Here is a 14,435-nt window from a genome sequence, read left to right as displayed (position 1 = left end):
ACACTCAGCCGTTGAGGAGGGTTATGAGGGCTGGTTTTCCGGGGAGGTTTTCGGGGTGGACTACGTCGCCGGTGCGGACGTAGTAGAAGGCGGCGGTGACCTGGTCTAGCGGGATGCCGAGGAGTTCTGCCCAGGCGACTCGGTAGATGGCTAGCTGGAGGGGGTCGGCGGTTTCGGAGCGGCTGGTTTTCCAGTCGATCACCTCGTAGCCGCGGGAGCCGTCCGGGCGGACCACCTGGTAGACGGCGTCGATACGGCCGCGGACCACCCGGCCGCCGATCGACAGGGCGAACGGAGCCTCGATCTCGTAGGGCATCCGCTCGCCGTACGGGCCGACCCGGAACGCGTCCATCAGCTCCGTCAGGTCGGTGTCGTCGACGATGCCCTCGTCGGCCGCGCCGGGCAGGTCGTCCGGGTCGATCAGGAACTGCTGGCCGAAGTAGCTCTCCACCCAGGCGTGGAACCGGGTGCCGAAACGCGCCGCCCGGTTGGGTTTGCGCGGCATCGGGCGGGCGAGTTCCGAGGCGAGCCCGTCCGGGTCCTTCGCCAACCGCATCACCTGGGTCGCCGACAACGAGGCCGGCAGCTCCACGTCGTACGCCTTCCGGCTCCGGCTTTCCCTTGCCTCTGACAACAATCGTTCGAGCTCGGAGTCCCAGCGCGCCACCGTCGCCTGCTCGTCGAGCAGCAGCGAATCCTCCGCGTCCTGCGACGGTCCTTCCGCGCGGGACTGTTGCACCAGAGCCACCGCTTCGAGTCGCCGCTGGTACGCGTCCGCGTCGTACGCGGCCGGCCACGGCGCCTGGGTCTGCTCGGCGAGCTCCGGATTCTCCTCGGACAGCTCCGGTTGCGGAGCCCACGCGATGATCCGCTCCCCGGCGTGCTGCTTCAGGACTTCCAGGTACGGCGAGGGGCCGCGCGGGCGTTTCTGCGTGGGACCCCACCAGTGCCCGGTGGCGACAAGGAGCTCCTTCGCCCGGGTGAACGCGACGTACCCGAGCCGGCGTTCCTCCAGCGAATTGACCTCCTTGCACTCGTCCGCGAACGCCTTCAGCCCCGCGTTCGACAGGTCGTGGAAGTCGGGCAACGTGTCGGCGTCACCGCGCAACGGCCACGGCAGCACCTTCGCGTTGGTGGTCCACTTGTCCCGGCCGCGATCGGACGGGAACACCTTCTGCACCAGCGTCGGCACGAACACGACCGGCCACTCCAGTCCCTTCGACCGGTGCGTGGTCAGCAGCTTCACCGAATCGGCTTCACTCGGTACGGCGAGGTCGAGGCCGGCCGCGTACTCCTCCTCGGCCGCCAGATACGCGAGCAGCCCATCGAGCGAGCCGTCCGACTCGGTCGAGACGAAGTTGCCGACGGCATCGAGGAACGCGGCCAGGTGATCGCGCCGGCCGGAGTCGACATGATCCGGCGTGGCAGTGAGTTCGACATCGAGCCCGATCGTGCTGATCACTCGGCGGACCAGATCGAGCAGCGGTTCGCCGGCGTGCGCACGCAGCTCGCGCAGCTCGGTCGACAGCTCCTGGAAGCGGCTCAGCGCCTCGGCGGAGTATCCCCAGCCAGCGGGGCCTGGATCGTCGACGGCCTCGGCCAGCGAGATCACTTCGGTCGAGTCCATCCCGGCGACGGCAGCGTCGAGCGCGGCGACCAGATCATCGGCGGCAGGGCGGTCTCCGGCGTCCGCGAGGATCCGCGACCGGTTCGCGAGCAGCGCCAGGTCGCGATGACCGATCCGGTACCGCGGCCCGGTGAGGATCCGGAGCATCGCCGCGTTCGCGGTCAGATCGTTGACCGCCTGCAGGGTCGCCACCACGTCGACCACCTCGGGCAGCGCGAGCAGCCCGCCGAGCCCGACCACCTCGACCGGCACCTTGCGCGCGATCAGCGCCTCGTGGACCGCGCTCAGGTCGGTGTTCGTCCGCATCAGGATGCCGATGTCCTTCCACCGGCGGTTGGTCGTCTTGTGCGCGGCGACGATGGCGTCCGCGACCCATTCGACTTCTTGCGAACGCGTCTCGAACAGGCCGACCGTGATCGCTCCCTCCGGCGCGTTCTCCGGCGCCTCCAGCGGAATCACGCCGGGGTGCTGCTGATACAGCTCGGTCGCGTGCTGGTTCGCCGCGGCCAGGATCTTGCTGCCGCACCGACGGTTCACGCTCAGCACGTAGCGCCGCGCCGGCGTACCGTCCGCGTTGGGGAAGTGCTCGGGGAACTCGTCCAGGTTGGCCACCGAGGCACCGCGCCAACCGTAGATCGCCTGGCACGGGTCGCCGACGGCCGTGACGGGATACCCGCCGCCGGAGAACAAAGCGGTCAGCATCCGGCGCTGCGAGACCGAGGTGTCCTGATACTCGTCGAGCAGCACGACCTTGTACCGCGCGCGCTCGATCACCGGAACCTCCGGGCACTCCTCGGCCAGCCGCGCACCGAGGGCCATCTGGTCCGCGAAGTCGACCACGCCCCGCTCGACCTTGTATGCCTGGTACTCCTCGACCAGCTGCAGGATCTCGTTCCGCTTGAGCGCGGTCTCGGCCAGCTTCTTCACGTCCACGGTCTGCTTGCGGGCCGCGGCGACCTCGGCCCGGACTGCCTCGTCATGAGCCCGTACGTCGTTCGCCCTGACCAGGTGGTCGGCGAGCTCACCGTCGAGCGAGAGCAGGCTGTTCACCAGGGTCGGCACGTGGTGGGAAGCGAACCGGATCGGGCCGGCGGACCGGCGTACGACGCGTCCTGCCAGCTGGAACCGGGTTGCGTCGGCGAGCACCCGGACGTCCGGCTCGAGGCCGAGGCGCAGGCCGTGTTCGGCGATCAGGGTGCCGGCGAAGGCGTGGTACGTCGAGACGACGGGCTCGCCGGACTCCTCGGTCTGCCAGGCCTCGATGTTGCTCCGCAGGTGCGCTGCGAGGATCGGGTGCTGATCGGGTGGCAGGGTCGTTCCGAGGACGCCGGCTTTGGTGAGGTCGTCGCGGATCCGTACGTCGAGTTCGTTCGCGGCCTTCTTGGTGAAGGTCAGCCCGAGCACCTCTTCCGGCTGAACCTGCCCGGTGCAGATCAACCACACGACCCGGGCCGCCATCGCCGTCGTCTTCCCCGAGCCGGCGCCGGCCACGATCACGCCGGGAGCCAGCGGTGCCGTGATCGCCTGCAACTGCTGATCACTGAACGGAATCCCCAGCAGATCGCAGAGCTCAGCAGTAGTCGTGAGCTTCGCCCGAGTCACCGGATCCCCCGTCCCTGGACAGCGCCCACGCTTCGGGGGGTTATCCCCTCAAACCGTGGGTTGGCACCCGTTATGCACGCAGGCAACCCACAGTTTGAGGGGATAACCCCCCAAACCGTGGGTTCGGCCGGGCGGTCCGGTGAGGGAGCGCGGGAGGAAAGGGGCACGGCGAGGCGGACGGCTCCCGTACTGCGTGACAGGTCGGCTCGGACGATCTCGGCGAGGCAGACGGTTCTCGTACTGCGTGACGGGTGGGCTCGGATGATCTCGGGGCGCATCAGACGATTTCTCGGCCTTCGGGTTGGATGGGGCAGAGGCCGCGGACGTCGCAGCGGGCGCAGCCGTCGTTGCGCTTGGCAACGAATTCCTCCGAGCGGACCATCGACTCGGCGTCTTCCACCGCTTCGTCGAGCCAGGTGCGGCCGTCGTCGTCGGTTTCGAGCGGTGCCTGAGCCTGGACCTTCGGCAGGCCGACATCGTCGTGGCGCAGCTGGACCAGCTCGGCACCGCCGCTGCGCGGATCGTCACCGAGCGCCTTCATCTGCCGGGAGGTGATCGCGCGCTGGTAGATCGCCAGCTGGACATGCCGCGCCAGCGCAGGCTTGGTCGGCATGTTGCGACCGGTCTTCAGGTCGATGACCCGGATCTCGCCGTCGCCGTCCTGCTCCAGCCGGTCCATCCGGCCCTTCACCTGGACGGCCGGCTTGTTCTCGTCCGGCAGCAGGATGTCGAACTCGACCTCGGTCCCGAGCAGGGTCCGGTCCGGCCGGCCCTTGTGCCAGGCGACGAACCGGCGCAGCGCCTCCTCCGCCTCGACCCGCTCGCGATCGGAGATCCAGGTCGACTCGAACTCCAGCTGGGTCCAGACCTTGTCGAGCCACCCGTTCAGCTCGTTGATCTCCGGCGGCAGCGCGCCGGTGGCGACGGCATCCGCGAGCGTGTGCAACACCATGCCGAAGCCGATCGCCGACGTACTCGGTGTTTCGCCGCCCGCCCGGCGCTGCAGGAACCAGCGCAACGGGCAGTCCACGATCGTCGTCAGCGCGCTCCCCGACAGCGGCACCGGTTTGTCCGGGTTCGCGATCGGGCGCTCCGACTTGGTCCGCTCGCGCACGCCCCACCAGCGCTCCGGGTCGGCGGTGGGGACCAGCGGATACTCCCTTTCGTCGACCGCGTCGGCCAACTGCGCCAGCCTGTCCGCCGCGACCCGCTTCAACGCGGGCGACGACGCCGGATCGGACAGCACGCACCTCAGGTCGGCCACCAATCCGGGCAACGACAAGGGGCGCCGCGGCCGTCCGGCGACGAGTTTCACAGGAATGTCGAGCTCTGCAAGAAAGCGGGATGGTTGATCGCCGTCGGCCTCCGGTGCCTGTACGGCGGTGACGATCAGCCGCTCCCGGGCTCTGGTGATCGCCACATAGAACAGCCGTCTCTCCTCGGCCAGCATCGCGCCTGCCGACAGCGGCTCGACAAGTCCGTCGGGGCCGAGCCGGTCCGGCTCCAGCAGGGAACCTCGGCGCCGGAGATCGGGCCACTGCCCTTCCTGCACGCTCGCCACGACAACGAGCCGCCACTGCAAACCCTTGGATCGGTGCGCCGTCATGAGCTGCACACCGGCTTCCCGGTACGTCGCGTCGAACCGGTTGTCGGCCGCGATGTCCAGCGATTCCAGCTCACTGAGGAACGCCGAGACACCCTTGAACCCGACCTGCTCCTCGGCCCGGCTCGCCGCGTCGAACAGCGCGCAGAGTGAATCCAGATCCCGGTTCGCCGCGCGCGCCGTCTCGCCACCGCTGTTCGCCTGGCCGCGGAGCCTGCGAAACCAGGGCGATTCGGACCACAACGACCACATCACCTCGTCCGGCGCGGCACCGGCGATCAGGATATTCCTTGCCTTGAGCAACCTCTCCCCGAGGGCGACGAACCTCGCCTCGGCCGGGGACGCCTGCTCGTCGAGGAGCAACGGGTTGAGCAGAGCTTCGCGGAGCAGTTCGTCGGACGAACGCGGGAGCCGTTGCCCACCGGCTGCCTCGCGATCGCGCTTACGCAGTACGCGGGCAAGTCTTCTGAGCTGACCCGCATCCATCGCGCCGAGCGGCGACAAGGCCAGCGCACGAACCACATCGACGGTCAGGGTGACTGGGTCCGCGACTGCTCGCAGCGCGAGAAGCATGGGCCGTACGGCGGGCTCCCGGGACAACGGCAGCTCGTCGCCAGCGATGTCGACCGGGATGCCGGCCGCGGCCAAGGCGCGTCGGAGCGGTGGGATCGACCAGGTGCCGGAGCGAACCAGCACGGCCATCTCGTGCCAGCCGACGCCGTCCTGCACGTGGGCCCGGCGGAGCAGGTCGGCGATGTGTTCGAGCTCGGCGCCGCTCGTGGAGTAGAGGTTGGCCTCGACCTTGCCCGGTCCGTAGACACAGCTGCTCGCATCGGGGTTGCGGAAGCGGTCGAAGGTGTCGCGGTCGAGAGTGCCGGGGACGCCCAATCGGTTGACGACGTTGCGGGAGACGCGCAACAACGTCGTACCGAATCTTCTGGTGGTGGCGAGGGCGATCTGGGCTGCTTCGTCGCCGGACGCCGTACGGAACTCGTCGGTGAAGCGGAGCAGGCCGCGGACGTCGGCGCCGCGGAAGGTGTAGATGGACTGGTCGGGGTCGCCGACGACGACCAGGTCACGGCCGTCGCCGGCTATCGCCTGCAGGAGCTTGGTCTGACCGGGATCGGTGTCCTGGTACTCGTCGACGAAGACGACCTTGAACTCCTCGCGGAGCTTGGCCTGCACTTCGGGTTGCTGGGCCAGGATGACCGCGCGGTGGATCAGTTCGGAGTAGTCCAGGACCTGCTCGTGGTCGAGGATCTGCAGGTACTCCTCGAAGAAGTCGCCGACCGCGACCCACTCGGAACGGCTCGCCGACTGGCCGATCGCGGAGAGGTCCTCGGGGTCGAGGCCGAGCTGGCGGGCCTTGCCGATAACGGCCTGGACCTCGTCGGTGAAGCCGCGCGTCTTGAGGGCTGGGTGGAGGCTGCTCGGCCACTTCGTCATGCCGACCTCGCGGCTGCCGGCGAGCGCTTCGCTGAGTCTGAGGGACTGCTCGGGGCCGGAGGGAAGTCGGAGTGGTACGTCGAAGGCGTCGGCGGGGGTGAACCTTCTGAGGAGTGCATAGCAGAAGGAGTGGAAGGTCATCGACGGCATGACCTTCGTCGTCCGGCCGAGGCGGGCGGTGATGCGGTCGCGAAGCTCGGTCGCTGCCTTGCGTCCGAAGGTCAGCACGAGAACCTCGTCGGGGCTGAGTCCTCGGTTGCTGACGCGATCGACGACGGCTTCGACGAGGGTCGTCGTCTTACCGGTGCCGGGGCCGGCGAGCACGAGCAGCGGACCGCCTGGGTGGTCGACAACGGCTTGCTGGTCGGCATCCAGCACGGGCGCAGAGTTCTTCTCGACTCCCCGCCCCGCCGGCCTCACCAACCGATACCGGGACCCTGTTCGACTGACCACCACCCCATCCCATCAGAGCCCACCGACAATCCCCGCCGACACCCGCCACACCTTGCAAACCTTCCCGCAATGCGGACGCCTCCCCGACGCCCTTACCAATCGGACAACAACGCACCACGGCGATGGGCTGCGGAGGTGCTGGGTGCCGGGTGCGAGGGCGCGGGTGCGGGTGCGGGTGCGGCGAGGGTGCGAGTGAGGGTGCGAGTGAGGGTCCGAGGTGCGAGGTGCGAAGGCGAGGGGCGAGGTGCGAAGGCGAGGGCGAGGGCGAGGTGCGGGTGCGAGGTGTGGACGCGAGGGGGCGCGAGGGCGAGGGGCGCGGGCGCGGGATGGGCTTCGGTGTGGACCGCCAGCACAGCAGTAGACCGGAATTCGTTGGGTTCTCGAAGGCGTTGGGCCACCCGGGCCGCCTGGCTTCCGGCGTCGGTCCACCTGCTCGCGCAGTACTGATGTCCTGGCGGTGCGGGGGCGTGGAAAGGTGGCGGCTTGTTGGTTGGAGAAGGGAGTCGGGGTGTTCAATCATGAGCCGGCCGGCTACAGGTGCCCGTTCTGTTTGGTGGTTTCGGGTGACGACGATGTGGTGCTGGAGTCGGAGCGGGCGTTCGCGTTTGTGGCGTCGCGGTGGTGGCCGAACAACCGCGGTCATGTACTGGTGGCTCCGCGGGCACACCACGAGAACCTGTACGACCTCCCGTCTGCGGACGGGCACGCAGTACACGATCTCGTTCGAGAGGTGGCGATCGCGATCAGGTCGACGTACGGCTGCACCGGTGTTTCGACTCGCCAGCACAACGAGCCGGACGGCTACCAGGACGCCTGGCACCTGCACGTGCACGTCTTTCCGCGCTATCCCGACGACAACCTCTACAACACGCGCCACCTCGAAACCCCAGCCACACCCGACGAACGCGCTCCCTACGTGCGGCGGTTGAGGAGATACTTCGGTGGTGGATCTGCGGGCTGAGTTGGTGGGCCGGATGGTGGCGGACGGCGAGGCGGTGGTGGCGTTCGTGGGGTCGGCTGAGGAGTATCGCGGGGCGTTCACAGGGTCCACCGGCGTTCCTTGGCCGTATTGCCTTCTGGAGTGGGTGCCTGAGGAGACGGCACCTGCTTCGGTCCGGCGGGTGCTTGAGGTGGTGCGCGAGAACACCGCGCGATTGCGGCAACTCATCGCCCAGTACGGCGTATGGCCGGGGCGCTCGCTGGTTGGCGAGGATGGGGCCGATGCTGCGTGGCTGATCCTTCAGCACTGCGGATCCGGCGTACCGACTATTGGTACGCCGGAGAACCTCGCGTTCCAGCGATCCTGTTTGCCGCTCCTCGAGCACGCCGTGCGGGCCGGCGAAGCGCATCCTCGCCATCTGGCGCACATCGCCGACAACCTTCACGAGAGGTTCGGCGAGCCGCCCGAGTACGCAGTACTGGCTTCTGCCTATTCCGTCGTCGACGGCCGGCCGGTCTTCACCGGCGCGGCCGATCTGCCCGAAATCGACCGCCGGCGAACCGCGATCGGCCTGGCCCCGCTGAGCGAGGACGTCCGGCGGCGGATGCTCGGTGCGGAGTTGTGGCCCGGCGGAGGCGAGCGGGTCGAGCCCAGGGGGCCGGGGAACTGATTTCTGGGATGGTGTCGTATCGGGGCGTTGCCGTTCGTGGGGTTGGTGTGCGGCGGTCGCACTGAGCTGAGAGGAGACGGCAGTGGGCCAGTATTTGATTTTGTTCAATGACGAGTGGGTGCCGGAGCATACGGAGGAGGAGATCCGGGCGAAGGCGGTCTCCGGGCGGGCTGTGGTTGCGGAGATGGAGGCTGTGGGGGCGTTCGTGTTCGGCAACGGGGCGTTGAATGCGGAGACCGTGGTGTGCAGTGTTGAGGCGCGCGACGGGGAGGCAGTGTTCAGCGACGGGCCGTATGTCGAGAGCAAAGAACATCTGGGTGGGTTCTGTGTGATCGACGTCGCCGATGACGCGGCTGCGCGGTACTGGGCCGGACGGATGGCTGTTGCGCTCGATTGGCCGCAAGAGGTGCACCGCTTCCCTCCGACAGTGGGTTAGTCGTCAGGGTCCCAGCGGACTTCCTTGAGGTTGACCTTGCCGTTGGTGACCCGGACGCCGTCGCCTCGGAGGAGTTCCAGTTGGGTGTCGCCTACTTCGTCGGCAGGGATGCCGCTGGCGCGGATGACGCGCCACCAGGGGACGCCGCCGCCGTACTCGCGCATGATCGCGCCGACCTGACGGGGGCCGCCGTGGCCTACGTAGGTGGCGATGTCGCCGTACGTCGCGACGCTGCCGGGCGGGATCGACTCGACGGCGAGCAGGACCGCTTCTACGTATTCCTCCCTGTCCACGAGGGAAACGGTAACCGCCCGCTCCGACAGAAAGACGGAGCGGGCGGCAGCAAATCACTCAGGCTAGAGGGGCGAGAGCCGTGGCTAGGGGTTCCAGGACGGAGGGTGGGGCGTCCAGGGGGAGGTTCATGATGACGAGGTCGACGCCGGCTTCGGCGTACGCCGTGGCGTCGGCGACTGCCTTGTCCAGCGGCTCGTCGGGGTCAATGCGGACGTTGACCGAGCAGGTGATCTCCTTGACGTCGCGGCCGAGGTCCTCGCAGTGGCCGACCAGGATCTCCTTCAGCGGCGTCCATTCGGCCGGACTCGCGACGATGACGTTCCAGTGCTGGGCCCAGCGGGCGACTGCGCGCAAGGTGCGTTTCGGCCCCTTGCCGCCGATGGTGATCGGTGGGTGCGGGGTCTGGACGGCCTTCGGTTCGCAGTACGCGTCGGTGAGCTTGATGTACTGCCCGTCGAAGTTCGCGGACTTCTCGGTGAGCAGCGCGATCATCGCCTGGACACCTTCGTCGAACCGGTCGAAGCGCTCCTTCAACGGCGGCAGGTCGATCCCGTACGCGTCGCACTCCATCTGGTTCCAGCCGGCGCCGATGCCGAGCTCGAGCCGGCCGCCGGAGATGATGTCGGTGGTCGCGGCCATGTTCGCCAGTACGGCGGGGTGCCGGTAGATCATCCCGGTGACCTGGCAGCCGACCCGGATCCGCTGCGTCGCCTGAGCCAGTGCGGCGAGTGTCGTCCAGGCTTCCAGGTTGGGGCCGGCCATGTCGCCGGTGAGCGGGTAGAAGTGGTCCCAGTGCCAGGCCGACTCGAAGATCTCGAACTCGTCCGCCGCGATCCAGACGTCGCGCAACTGCTGCCACGTCGTGTGCTCGGGCCTGGTCTTGATCGCAAACCGCATCGCAGTTCCTCCTGGGTAAAGGCTTTCCGGCCACCTCGAACACTACCGCGCAAAAGACTTGGCAAAGCAGTTCGTCAGCTGGCGATAATCGGCTCGGTGACCACTTCACCGCAGGACTGGAAACCTGTCGAGCGGCTCGACACCGAGCGGATGGCGGCCGACCTCGAGCACGCGACCGGCGTACGGGTGATTGTCGACGGACCGTGCCCGGGCGGCGAGGTCGGCGCGGCCTACGTCCGATGGGACGACGGCCATCGGTCGATCCTGAAGTGGCGCCCGCAGACCACGCTCGAGGACATGCAGGCGGGTCCCCTCAAGGTCGTGTCCGTACTCCGGTCCGTTGGCTATCCGGCACCGGAGACCGAGCTGGCCGCCCAGGTCGGCGATGCGGTCGTGACGATCCAGGAACTTCTCCCCGGCACCACCGTCAACCTGTTGAACGAGTCCACTCTCGACCAAGCCCTCGCCCTCAACGACTTGCAGGCCGGCATCCTCACCGAGCACCAGGACGTCCCGAACGCGAAGCTGTATCTCGTCGAGGACGGACCCGGATTCTGCCTGCACGGCCCGCTTCGTCAGTACAGCCGTCGTACGGCGAGACTCGAGAAGTGGATCGCCGAAGTCGGCGCCTGCTACCCCGAGCGGTTCGCCGGCGATGACGCGATGCATCTCGACTTCCACCCGGGCAACTTGCTCGCGCAGGATGGCAAGCTCACCGGCGTCATCGACTGGGACGGCGCGGCCCGCGGCGACCGCCGGTTCGACCTGGTCACGCTGCGATTCGGCGCCCACCCCTACCCGCCGCACCTCGCTCCGGCGGCACGCGTCGACAGAGGCGTCGAGAACAGGCTGGACGAGATCCTCGACAGCTTCCCGCCCGACGTACTACGACCGCTCTGGGCGCACATGAGCCTGCGAATGACCGACTGGACCATCCGCCACTTCACCCCAGACCAAGTCGACCATTGGCTCGACCTCGCCGAGCAACGCCTCGATCAGCCCTCGTCGCATCGGTAGGACGTGGGTGCCGCCGGGCGTCCAGCAGCAGTCAGTCGAGGCCGAGGCGGGCTCGGACTTCGGGTCTGCGGAGTGGCGGGACGGTCTGCGGCGGGACCCGGCGCTCGGGCATCTCGGCCAGCAGCTCCTCGGTGATCCGGGCCACCTCGGCGGCGGCGCGCTCGATCGGGCCGCGGGTGGTCGCGCTCAGCGAGCCGACCCCGGTCACCTTGCGCACGTACTGCAGAGCCGCCGCGTACACCTCTTCGGAGGTCGCCGCCGGCTCGAGTCCACGGAGAACGGTGATGTTTCTGCACATGCTCCGACAGTACGTCCCAGCAGGGACAGTCTTCGAAGCTTTGACAACCCTTTCAGCCTATGACCTATTGACAATCCTAATGCCATTAGGTTTTCCTCAGACCATGTCAACCGCGCAGGAGTTGGACCGCCGTGGCCGCCGTCGTCAGCAGACGATCGACGAGATCCTCGACGTCGCCGTCGAGTTGATGGAGGCCGAAGGTGTCGCCGCGCTGAGCCTGTCGGCCGTGGCCCGCAAGGTCGGCATGCAGCCGCCGTCGCTGTACCAGTACTTCCCGTCCAAGATGGCGATCTACGACGCCCTCTTCCAGCGCGGCGCCGAACAGGTCCTCGAGGCCCAGCGCAAGGCCCGCGCCGAGGCGACCACGACGGACCAGCGCGAACTCGGCCTGGTCGGAATCACCGCCTTCAGCCGGTGGTGCATCCAGAACCAGGTCCTCAGCCAGTTGCTCTTCTGGCGCACGGTGCCGGGCTTCGAACCGTCCCCGGAGGCGTTCGCGCCGGCGGTCGACGGACTGCAAGATCTGCGCAGCTATCTGGAGCAATCCGTGGCGGCAGGCCTGCTGCACCCGGACGCGGCGAGCGACGACGGCCTAGCCCTCTACACGGCGATGACAGCCGGCGTGCTGTCGCAGCAGATGGCGAACGAGCCCGACGCGACGTACGAGAACGGCCGGTTCACCCGTCTGATGCCCGTCATCCTCGACATGTTCTACGAGCGGTACAAGCCAACCAGGGGGAAGAAATGAGCACCACCACACTGCATGCACGAGAGATACCGCGAGCCGACCGAGCGACCACCCGCAAGCACCGCGACGCCGAGATCCGGGCCTGGCGCGACTTGATGCAGGAGCTCGACGAGGCCGACTGGCACCGGCGTACGGTCTGTACCGAGTGGGACGTGGCGGACATCGTCGGCCACTTGATCGGGCAAGCCGAGGACGTCAACCGGCCATGGTCGTTCCCACTGCGCGACCGCAAGGCCAAGCGCGTCTACCCCGACGTCGGCCTGCTCGACGCGCACATGCTGGTCCAGGCGGACGAGCACCGCGGTACGCCGGTCGCTGAGCTGCAGCAGAAGTTCGACAGGTTGTGGGGCAAGGCGACGCGCACGATCAGCCGCAATCCCGGGCTGATCCGGCGGATGCAAGTGAAGGTGGAAGGTGTCCCCGGCTTCGACAAACTCACTCTCGGCTACATCCAGGACATCCTGCTCGCGCGCGATCTGTGGATGCATCGTGACGACGTCTGCCAGGCACTCGGTCGTTCCTTCGATGCGGGCCCGTACGCCGAGGAGCTGGTCGCGCAGGTCATGCTCGACATCCAGGACGGCCCGTTCTGGAAGGGACTCCCGGTCGAGCTGATCCTGACCGGCCAGGGCGGCGGCACCTACCGCCTCGGCGACGGGCCGCCGATCGCCACGGTCCGCACGGACGCGGTCGCCTACATGCGCACCCTCTCCGGCCGCGACGACAACCCGGTCGTCGACCTCCTCGACGGCCAACCCGAGGGCGCCGACGCCGTCGCCACCTGCCGCATGCCGTTCTGAAACGCAGCGACCCCTCGGCCGCGGGGGGATGGACCGAGGGGTCGCTGAGCAACTGGTTCCGACGGTTGCCCGTCGATCAGCAAGACGGTTGCTGAGCAAATCAGTACGACGTTTGCTGGGTGGATCGGTACGACGGTTGCTGGTGGATCAGTACGACGGTTGCGAAGGGTCGATCTGGTCTACCCAGGCGACGACACCGCCGCCTACGTGGACTGCGTCGGAGAAGCCGGCGCCCTTGGCGATCGCGAGGACCTCGGCGGAGCGGACACCCGACTTGCAGTGGAAGACGAGCTGCTTGTCCTGCGGCAACTTCTCGAGTGCGACACCGGTCAGGAACTGGTCCTTGGGGATCAGCACCGAGCCCGGGATCTTGTTGATCTCGTACTCGTTCGGCTCGCGGACGTCGACCAGGACGAAGTCCTTCTCACCGTTGTCCTTCAGCTTGATCCACTCGCTCAGCTGCTTCACCGAGATGGTCGAACCGACGGCCGCGTCGGCGGCTTCCTCGGTCAGCGCGCCGCAGAAGCTCTCGTAGTCGATCAGCTCGGTGACGGTCGGGTTCTCGCCGCAGATCGCGCAGTTCGGGTCCTTGCGGACCTTCAGCGCACGCCAGTTCAGGTCGAGCGCCTCGTAGATGTTCAGCCTGCCGAGCGACGGGTCGCCGATGCCGGTGAGCAGCTTGATCGCCTCGGTCACCTGGGCGGCACCGACCGACGCGCACAGTACGCCGAGCACACCACCCTCGGCGCAGGACGGGACCATGCCGGGCGGCGGCGGCTCCGGGTAGAGGCAGCGGTAGCACGGGCCGTGCTCGGCCCAGAACACGCTGACCTGGCCGTCGAAGCGGAAGATCGAGCCCCAGACGTACGGCTTGCCGAGCAGCACCGCGGCGTCGTTCACCAGGTACCGGGTGGCGAAGTTGTCGGTGCCGTCGACGATCAGGTCGTACTGCTCGAAGATCTCGAACACGTTGTCGTTGTCGAGCCGGACCTCGTGCAGCACGACGTTGGTGTTCGGGTTGGTCTCCAGGATCGAGTCCTTGGCCGACTGCGCCTTCGACTTCCCGACGTCGGACTGGCCGTGGATGATCTGGCGCTGCAGGTTCGACTCGTCGACGGTGTCGAACTCGACGATGCCGAGCGTGCCGACGCCGGCCGCGGCCAGGTAGAGCAGCGCCGGGCTGCCCAGACCGCCGGCGCCGATCACCAGCACCTTCGCGTTCTTCAGCCGCTTCTGGCCGGCCATCCCGACCTCGGGGATGATCAGGTGCCGCGAATACCGGCGGACCTCGTCGATCGTCAGCTCAGCGGCCGGTTCGACCAGCGGTGGCAGTTGCACGGGTGCTCCTCGTCAACGGGAAACTTCGCAGTACGACTTACAACCAGCCGCACTTCCCCCATGTTCCCGCACCCATCCAACCCGCCCCGCCCCAGTCCGAATCCCAAGACATCCATCCCGTAATACGGACCCCTGGCAGGGTCTCGCTGTCAGGCGCAGGTTTAGAGAAAGCGTGGGGTGGAGGTGCCGCACTCCGCGGGCTAGCTCGGCGAAGCGCCCGGGGCGGCATCCCGCGCGGCGGGCCGCTTGCCGCCGCAAGGCACCGC

The 14,435-nt window shown here is 67.9% G+C and carries 12 protein-coding genes; 6 read left to right on the top strand and 6 right to left on the bottom strand.

The annotated features are described in order from the left end of the window. Window positions 1-4 precede the first annotated feature (4 nt). Both ABZ004_RS22825 and ABZ004_RS22820 read right to left on the bottom strand, forming a co-directional pair. The gene (locus ABZ004_RS22825; protein WP_355682485.1) at window positions 5-3,229 is read right to left on the bottom strand and encodes an ATP-dependent DNA helicase; all 3,225 of its coding nucleotides are present in this window, start codon (window positions 3,227-3,229) and stop codon (window positions 5-7) included. A 277-nt stretch (window positions 3,230-3,506) separates the two neighbouring features. Next, complete coding sequence (locus tag ABZ004_RS22820) at window positions 3,507-6,656, bottom strand: ATP-dependent DNA helicase (protein WP_355682483.1); 3,150 nt, start codon at window positions 6,654-6,656, stop codon at window positions 3,507-3,509. Between the two features lie 583 nt (window positions 6,657-7,239). On the opposite strand from ABZ004_RS22820, the gene ABZ004_RS22815 reads away from it, so the two are divergent. The 3 genes from ABZ004_RS22815 (at window position 7,240) to ABZ004_RS22805 (ending at window position 8,777) form a co-directional block, all read left to right on the top strand. After that, the gene (locus tag ABZ004_RS22815) at window positions 7,240-7,692 is read left to right on the top strand and encodes an HIT family protein (protein WP_355682481.1); all 453 of its coding nucleotides are present in this window, start codon (window positions 7,240-7,242) and stop codon (window positions 7,690-7,692) included. After that, complete coding sequence (locus tag ABZ004_RS22810; RefSeq protein WP_355682479.1) at window positions 7,676-8,341, top strand: DUF6624 domain-containing protein; 666 nt, start codon at window positions 7,676-7,678, stop codon at window positions 8,339-8,341. The genes ABZ004_RS22815 and ABZ004_RS22810 overlap by 17 nt, the downstream gene beginning before the upstream one ends. Before the next feature lie 82 nt (window positions 8,342-8,423). Next, window positions 8,424-8,777 (top strand): YciI family protein, encoded by a 354-nt coding sequence (locus ABZ004_RS22805; protein ID WP_355682477.1) that lies wholly within the window; start codon window positions 8,424-8,426, stop codon window positions 8,775-8,777. Here ABZ004_RS22805 and ABZ004_RS22800 read toward each other — a convergent pair. Beyond that, window positions 8,774-9,070, bottom strand: a complete 297-nt coding sequence (locus ABZ004_RS22800) for an MGMT family protein (RefSeq protein ID WP_355682475.1) — start codon at window positions 9,068-9,070, stop codon at window positions 8,774-8,776. The two genes, ABZ004_RS22805 and ABZ004_RS22800, sit on opposite strands and share 4 nt — an antisense overlap. 58 nt (window positions 9,071-9,128) lie before the next feature. Next, window positions 9,129-9,968, bottom strand: a complete 840-nt coding sequence (locus ABZ004_RS22795; RefSeq protein WP_355682474.1) for a TIGR03560 family F420-dependent LLM class oxidoreductase — start codon at window positions 9,966-9,968, stop codon at window positions 9,129-9,131. 96 nt (window positions 9,969-10,064) lie between these two features. Here ABZ004_RS22795 and ABZ004_RS22790 point away from each other — a divergent pair, with 96 nt between their 5' ends. Further along, window positions 10,065-10,985: a phosphotransferase gene (locus ABZ004_RS22790; protein ID WP_355682473.1), complete on the top strand. Its 921-nt coding sequence runs from the start codon at window positions 10,065-10,067 to the stop codon at window positions 10,983-10,985. A 31-nt stretch (window positions 10,986-11,016) separates the two neighbouring features. Here the strand turns inward: ABZ004_RS22790 and ABZ004_RS22785 are convergent, their stop codons facing one another. Continuing rightward, a complete protein-coding gene (locus ABZ004_RS22785) occupies window positions 11,017-11,283 on the bottom strand; it encodes a DUF2277 domain-containing protein (RefSeq protein ID WP_355682472.1) in 267 nt (88 codons plus the stop codon). A 103-nt stretch (window positions 11,284-11,386) separates the two neighbouring features. Between ABZ004_RS22785 and ABZ004_RS22780 the strand changes: the two genes are divergently transcribed. Continuing rightward, entirely contained in the window at window positions 11,387-12,031 is a 645-nt protein-coding gene (locus ABZ004_RS22780) for a TetR/AcrR family transcriptional regulator (RefSeq protein WP_355682471.1), read from the top strand. Then, window positions 12,028-12,831, top strand: a complete 804-nt coding sequence (locus ABZ004_RS22775; RefSeq protein ID WP_355682469.1) for a maleylpyruvate isomerase family mycothiol-dependent enzyme — start codon at window positions 12,028-12,030, stop codon at window positions 12,829-12,831. The genes ABZ004_RS22780 and ABZ004_RS22775 overlap by 4 nt, the downstream gene beginning before the upstream one ends. A gap of 147 nt (window positions 12,832-12,978) precedes the next feature. Here the strand turns inward: ABZ004_RS22775 and moeZ are convergent, their stop codons facing one another. Next, window positions 12,979-14,169 (bottom strand): adenylyltransferase/sulfurtransferase MoeZ, encoded by a 1,191-nt coding sequence (gene moeZ, locus ABZ004_RS22770; RefSeq protein ID WP_355682467.1) that lies wholly within the window; start codon window positions 14,167-14,169, stop codon window positions 12,979-12,981. Window positions 14,170-14,435 lie beyond the last annotated feature (266 nt).

The sequence above is a fragment of the Kribbella sp. NPDC006257 genome, from assembly GCF_040613535.1.
Classification (GTDB): domain Bacteria; phylum Actinomycetota; class Actinomycetes; order Propionibacteriales; family Kribbellaceae; genus Kribbella.
This window is presented reverse-complemented; position numbering and strand designations above follow the sequence as displayed.

What these genes read in the sequence shown, in the direction of transcription:
- ABZ004_RS22780 (WP_355682471.1), top strand. Translation starts at nt 11,387, where the DNA reads ATGTCAACCGCGCAGGAGTTGGACCGCCGTGGCCGCCGTCGTCAGCAG.
- ABZ004_RS22775 (WP_355682469.1), top strand. Translation starts at nt 12,028, where the DNA reads ATGAGCACCACCACACTGCATGCACGAGAGATACCGCGAGCCGACCGA.
- ABZ004_RS22795 (WP_355682474.1), bottom strand. Translation starts at nt 9,968, where the DNA reads ATGCGGTTTGCGATCAAGACCAGGCCCGAGCACACGACGTGGCAGCAG.
- ABZ004_RS22785 (WP_355682472.1), bottom strand. Translation starts at nt 11,283, where the DNA reads ATGTGCAGAAACATCACCGTTCTCCGTGGACTCGAGCCGGCGGCGACC.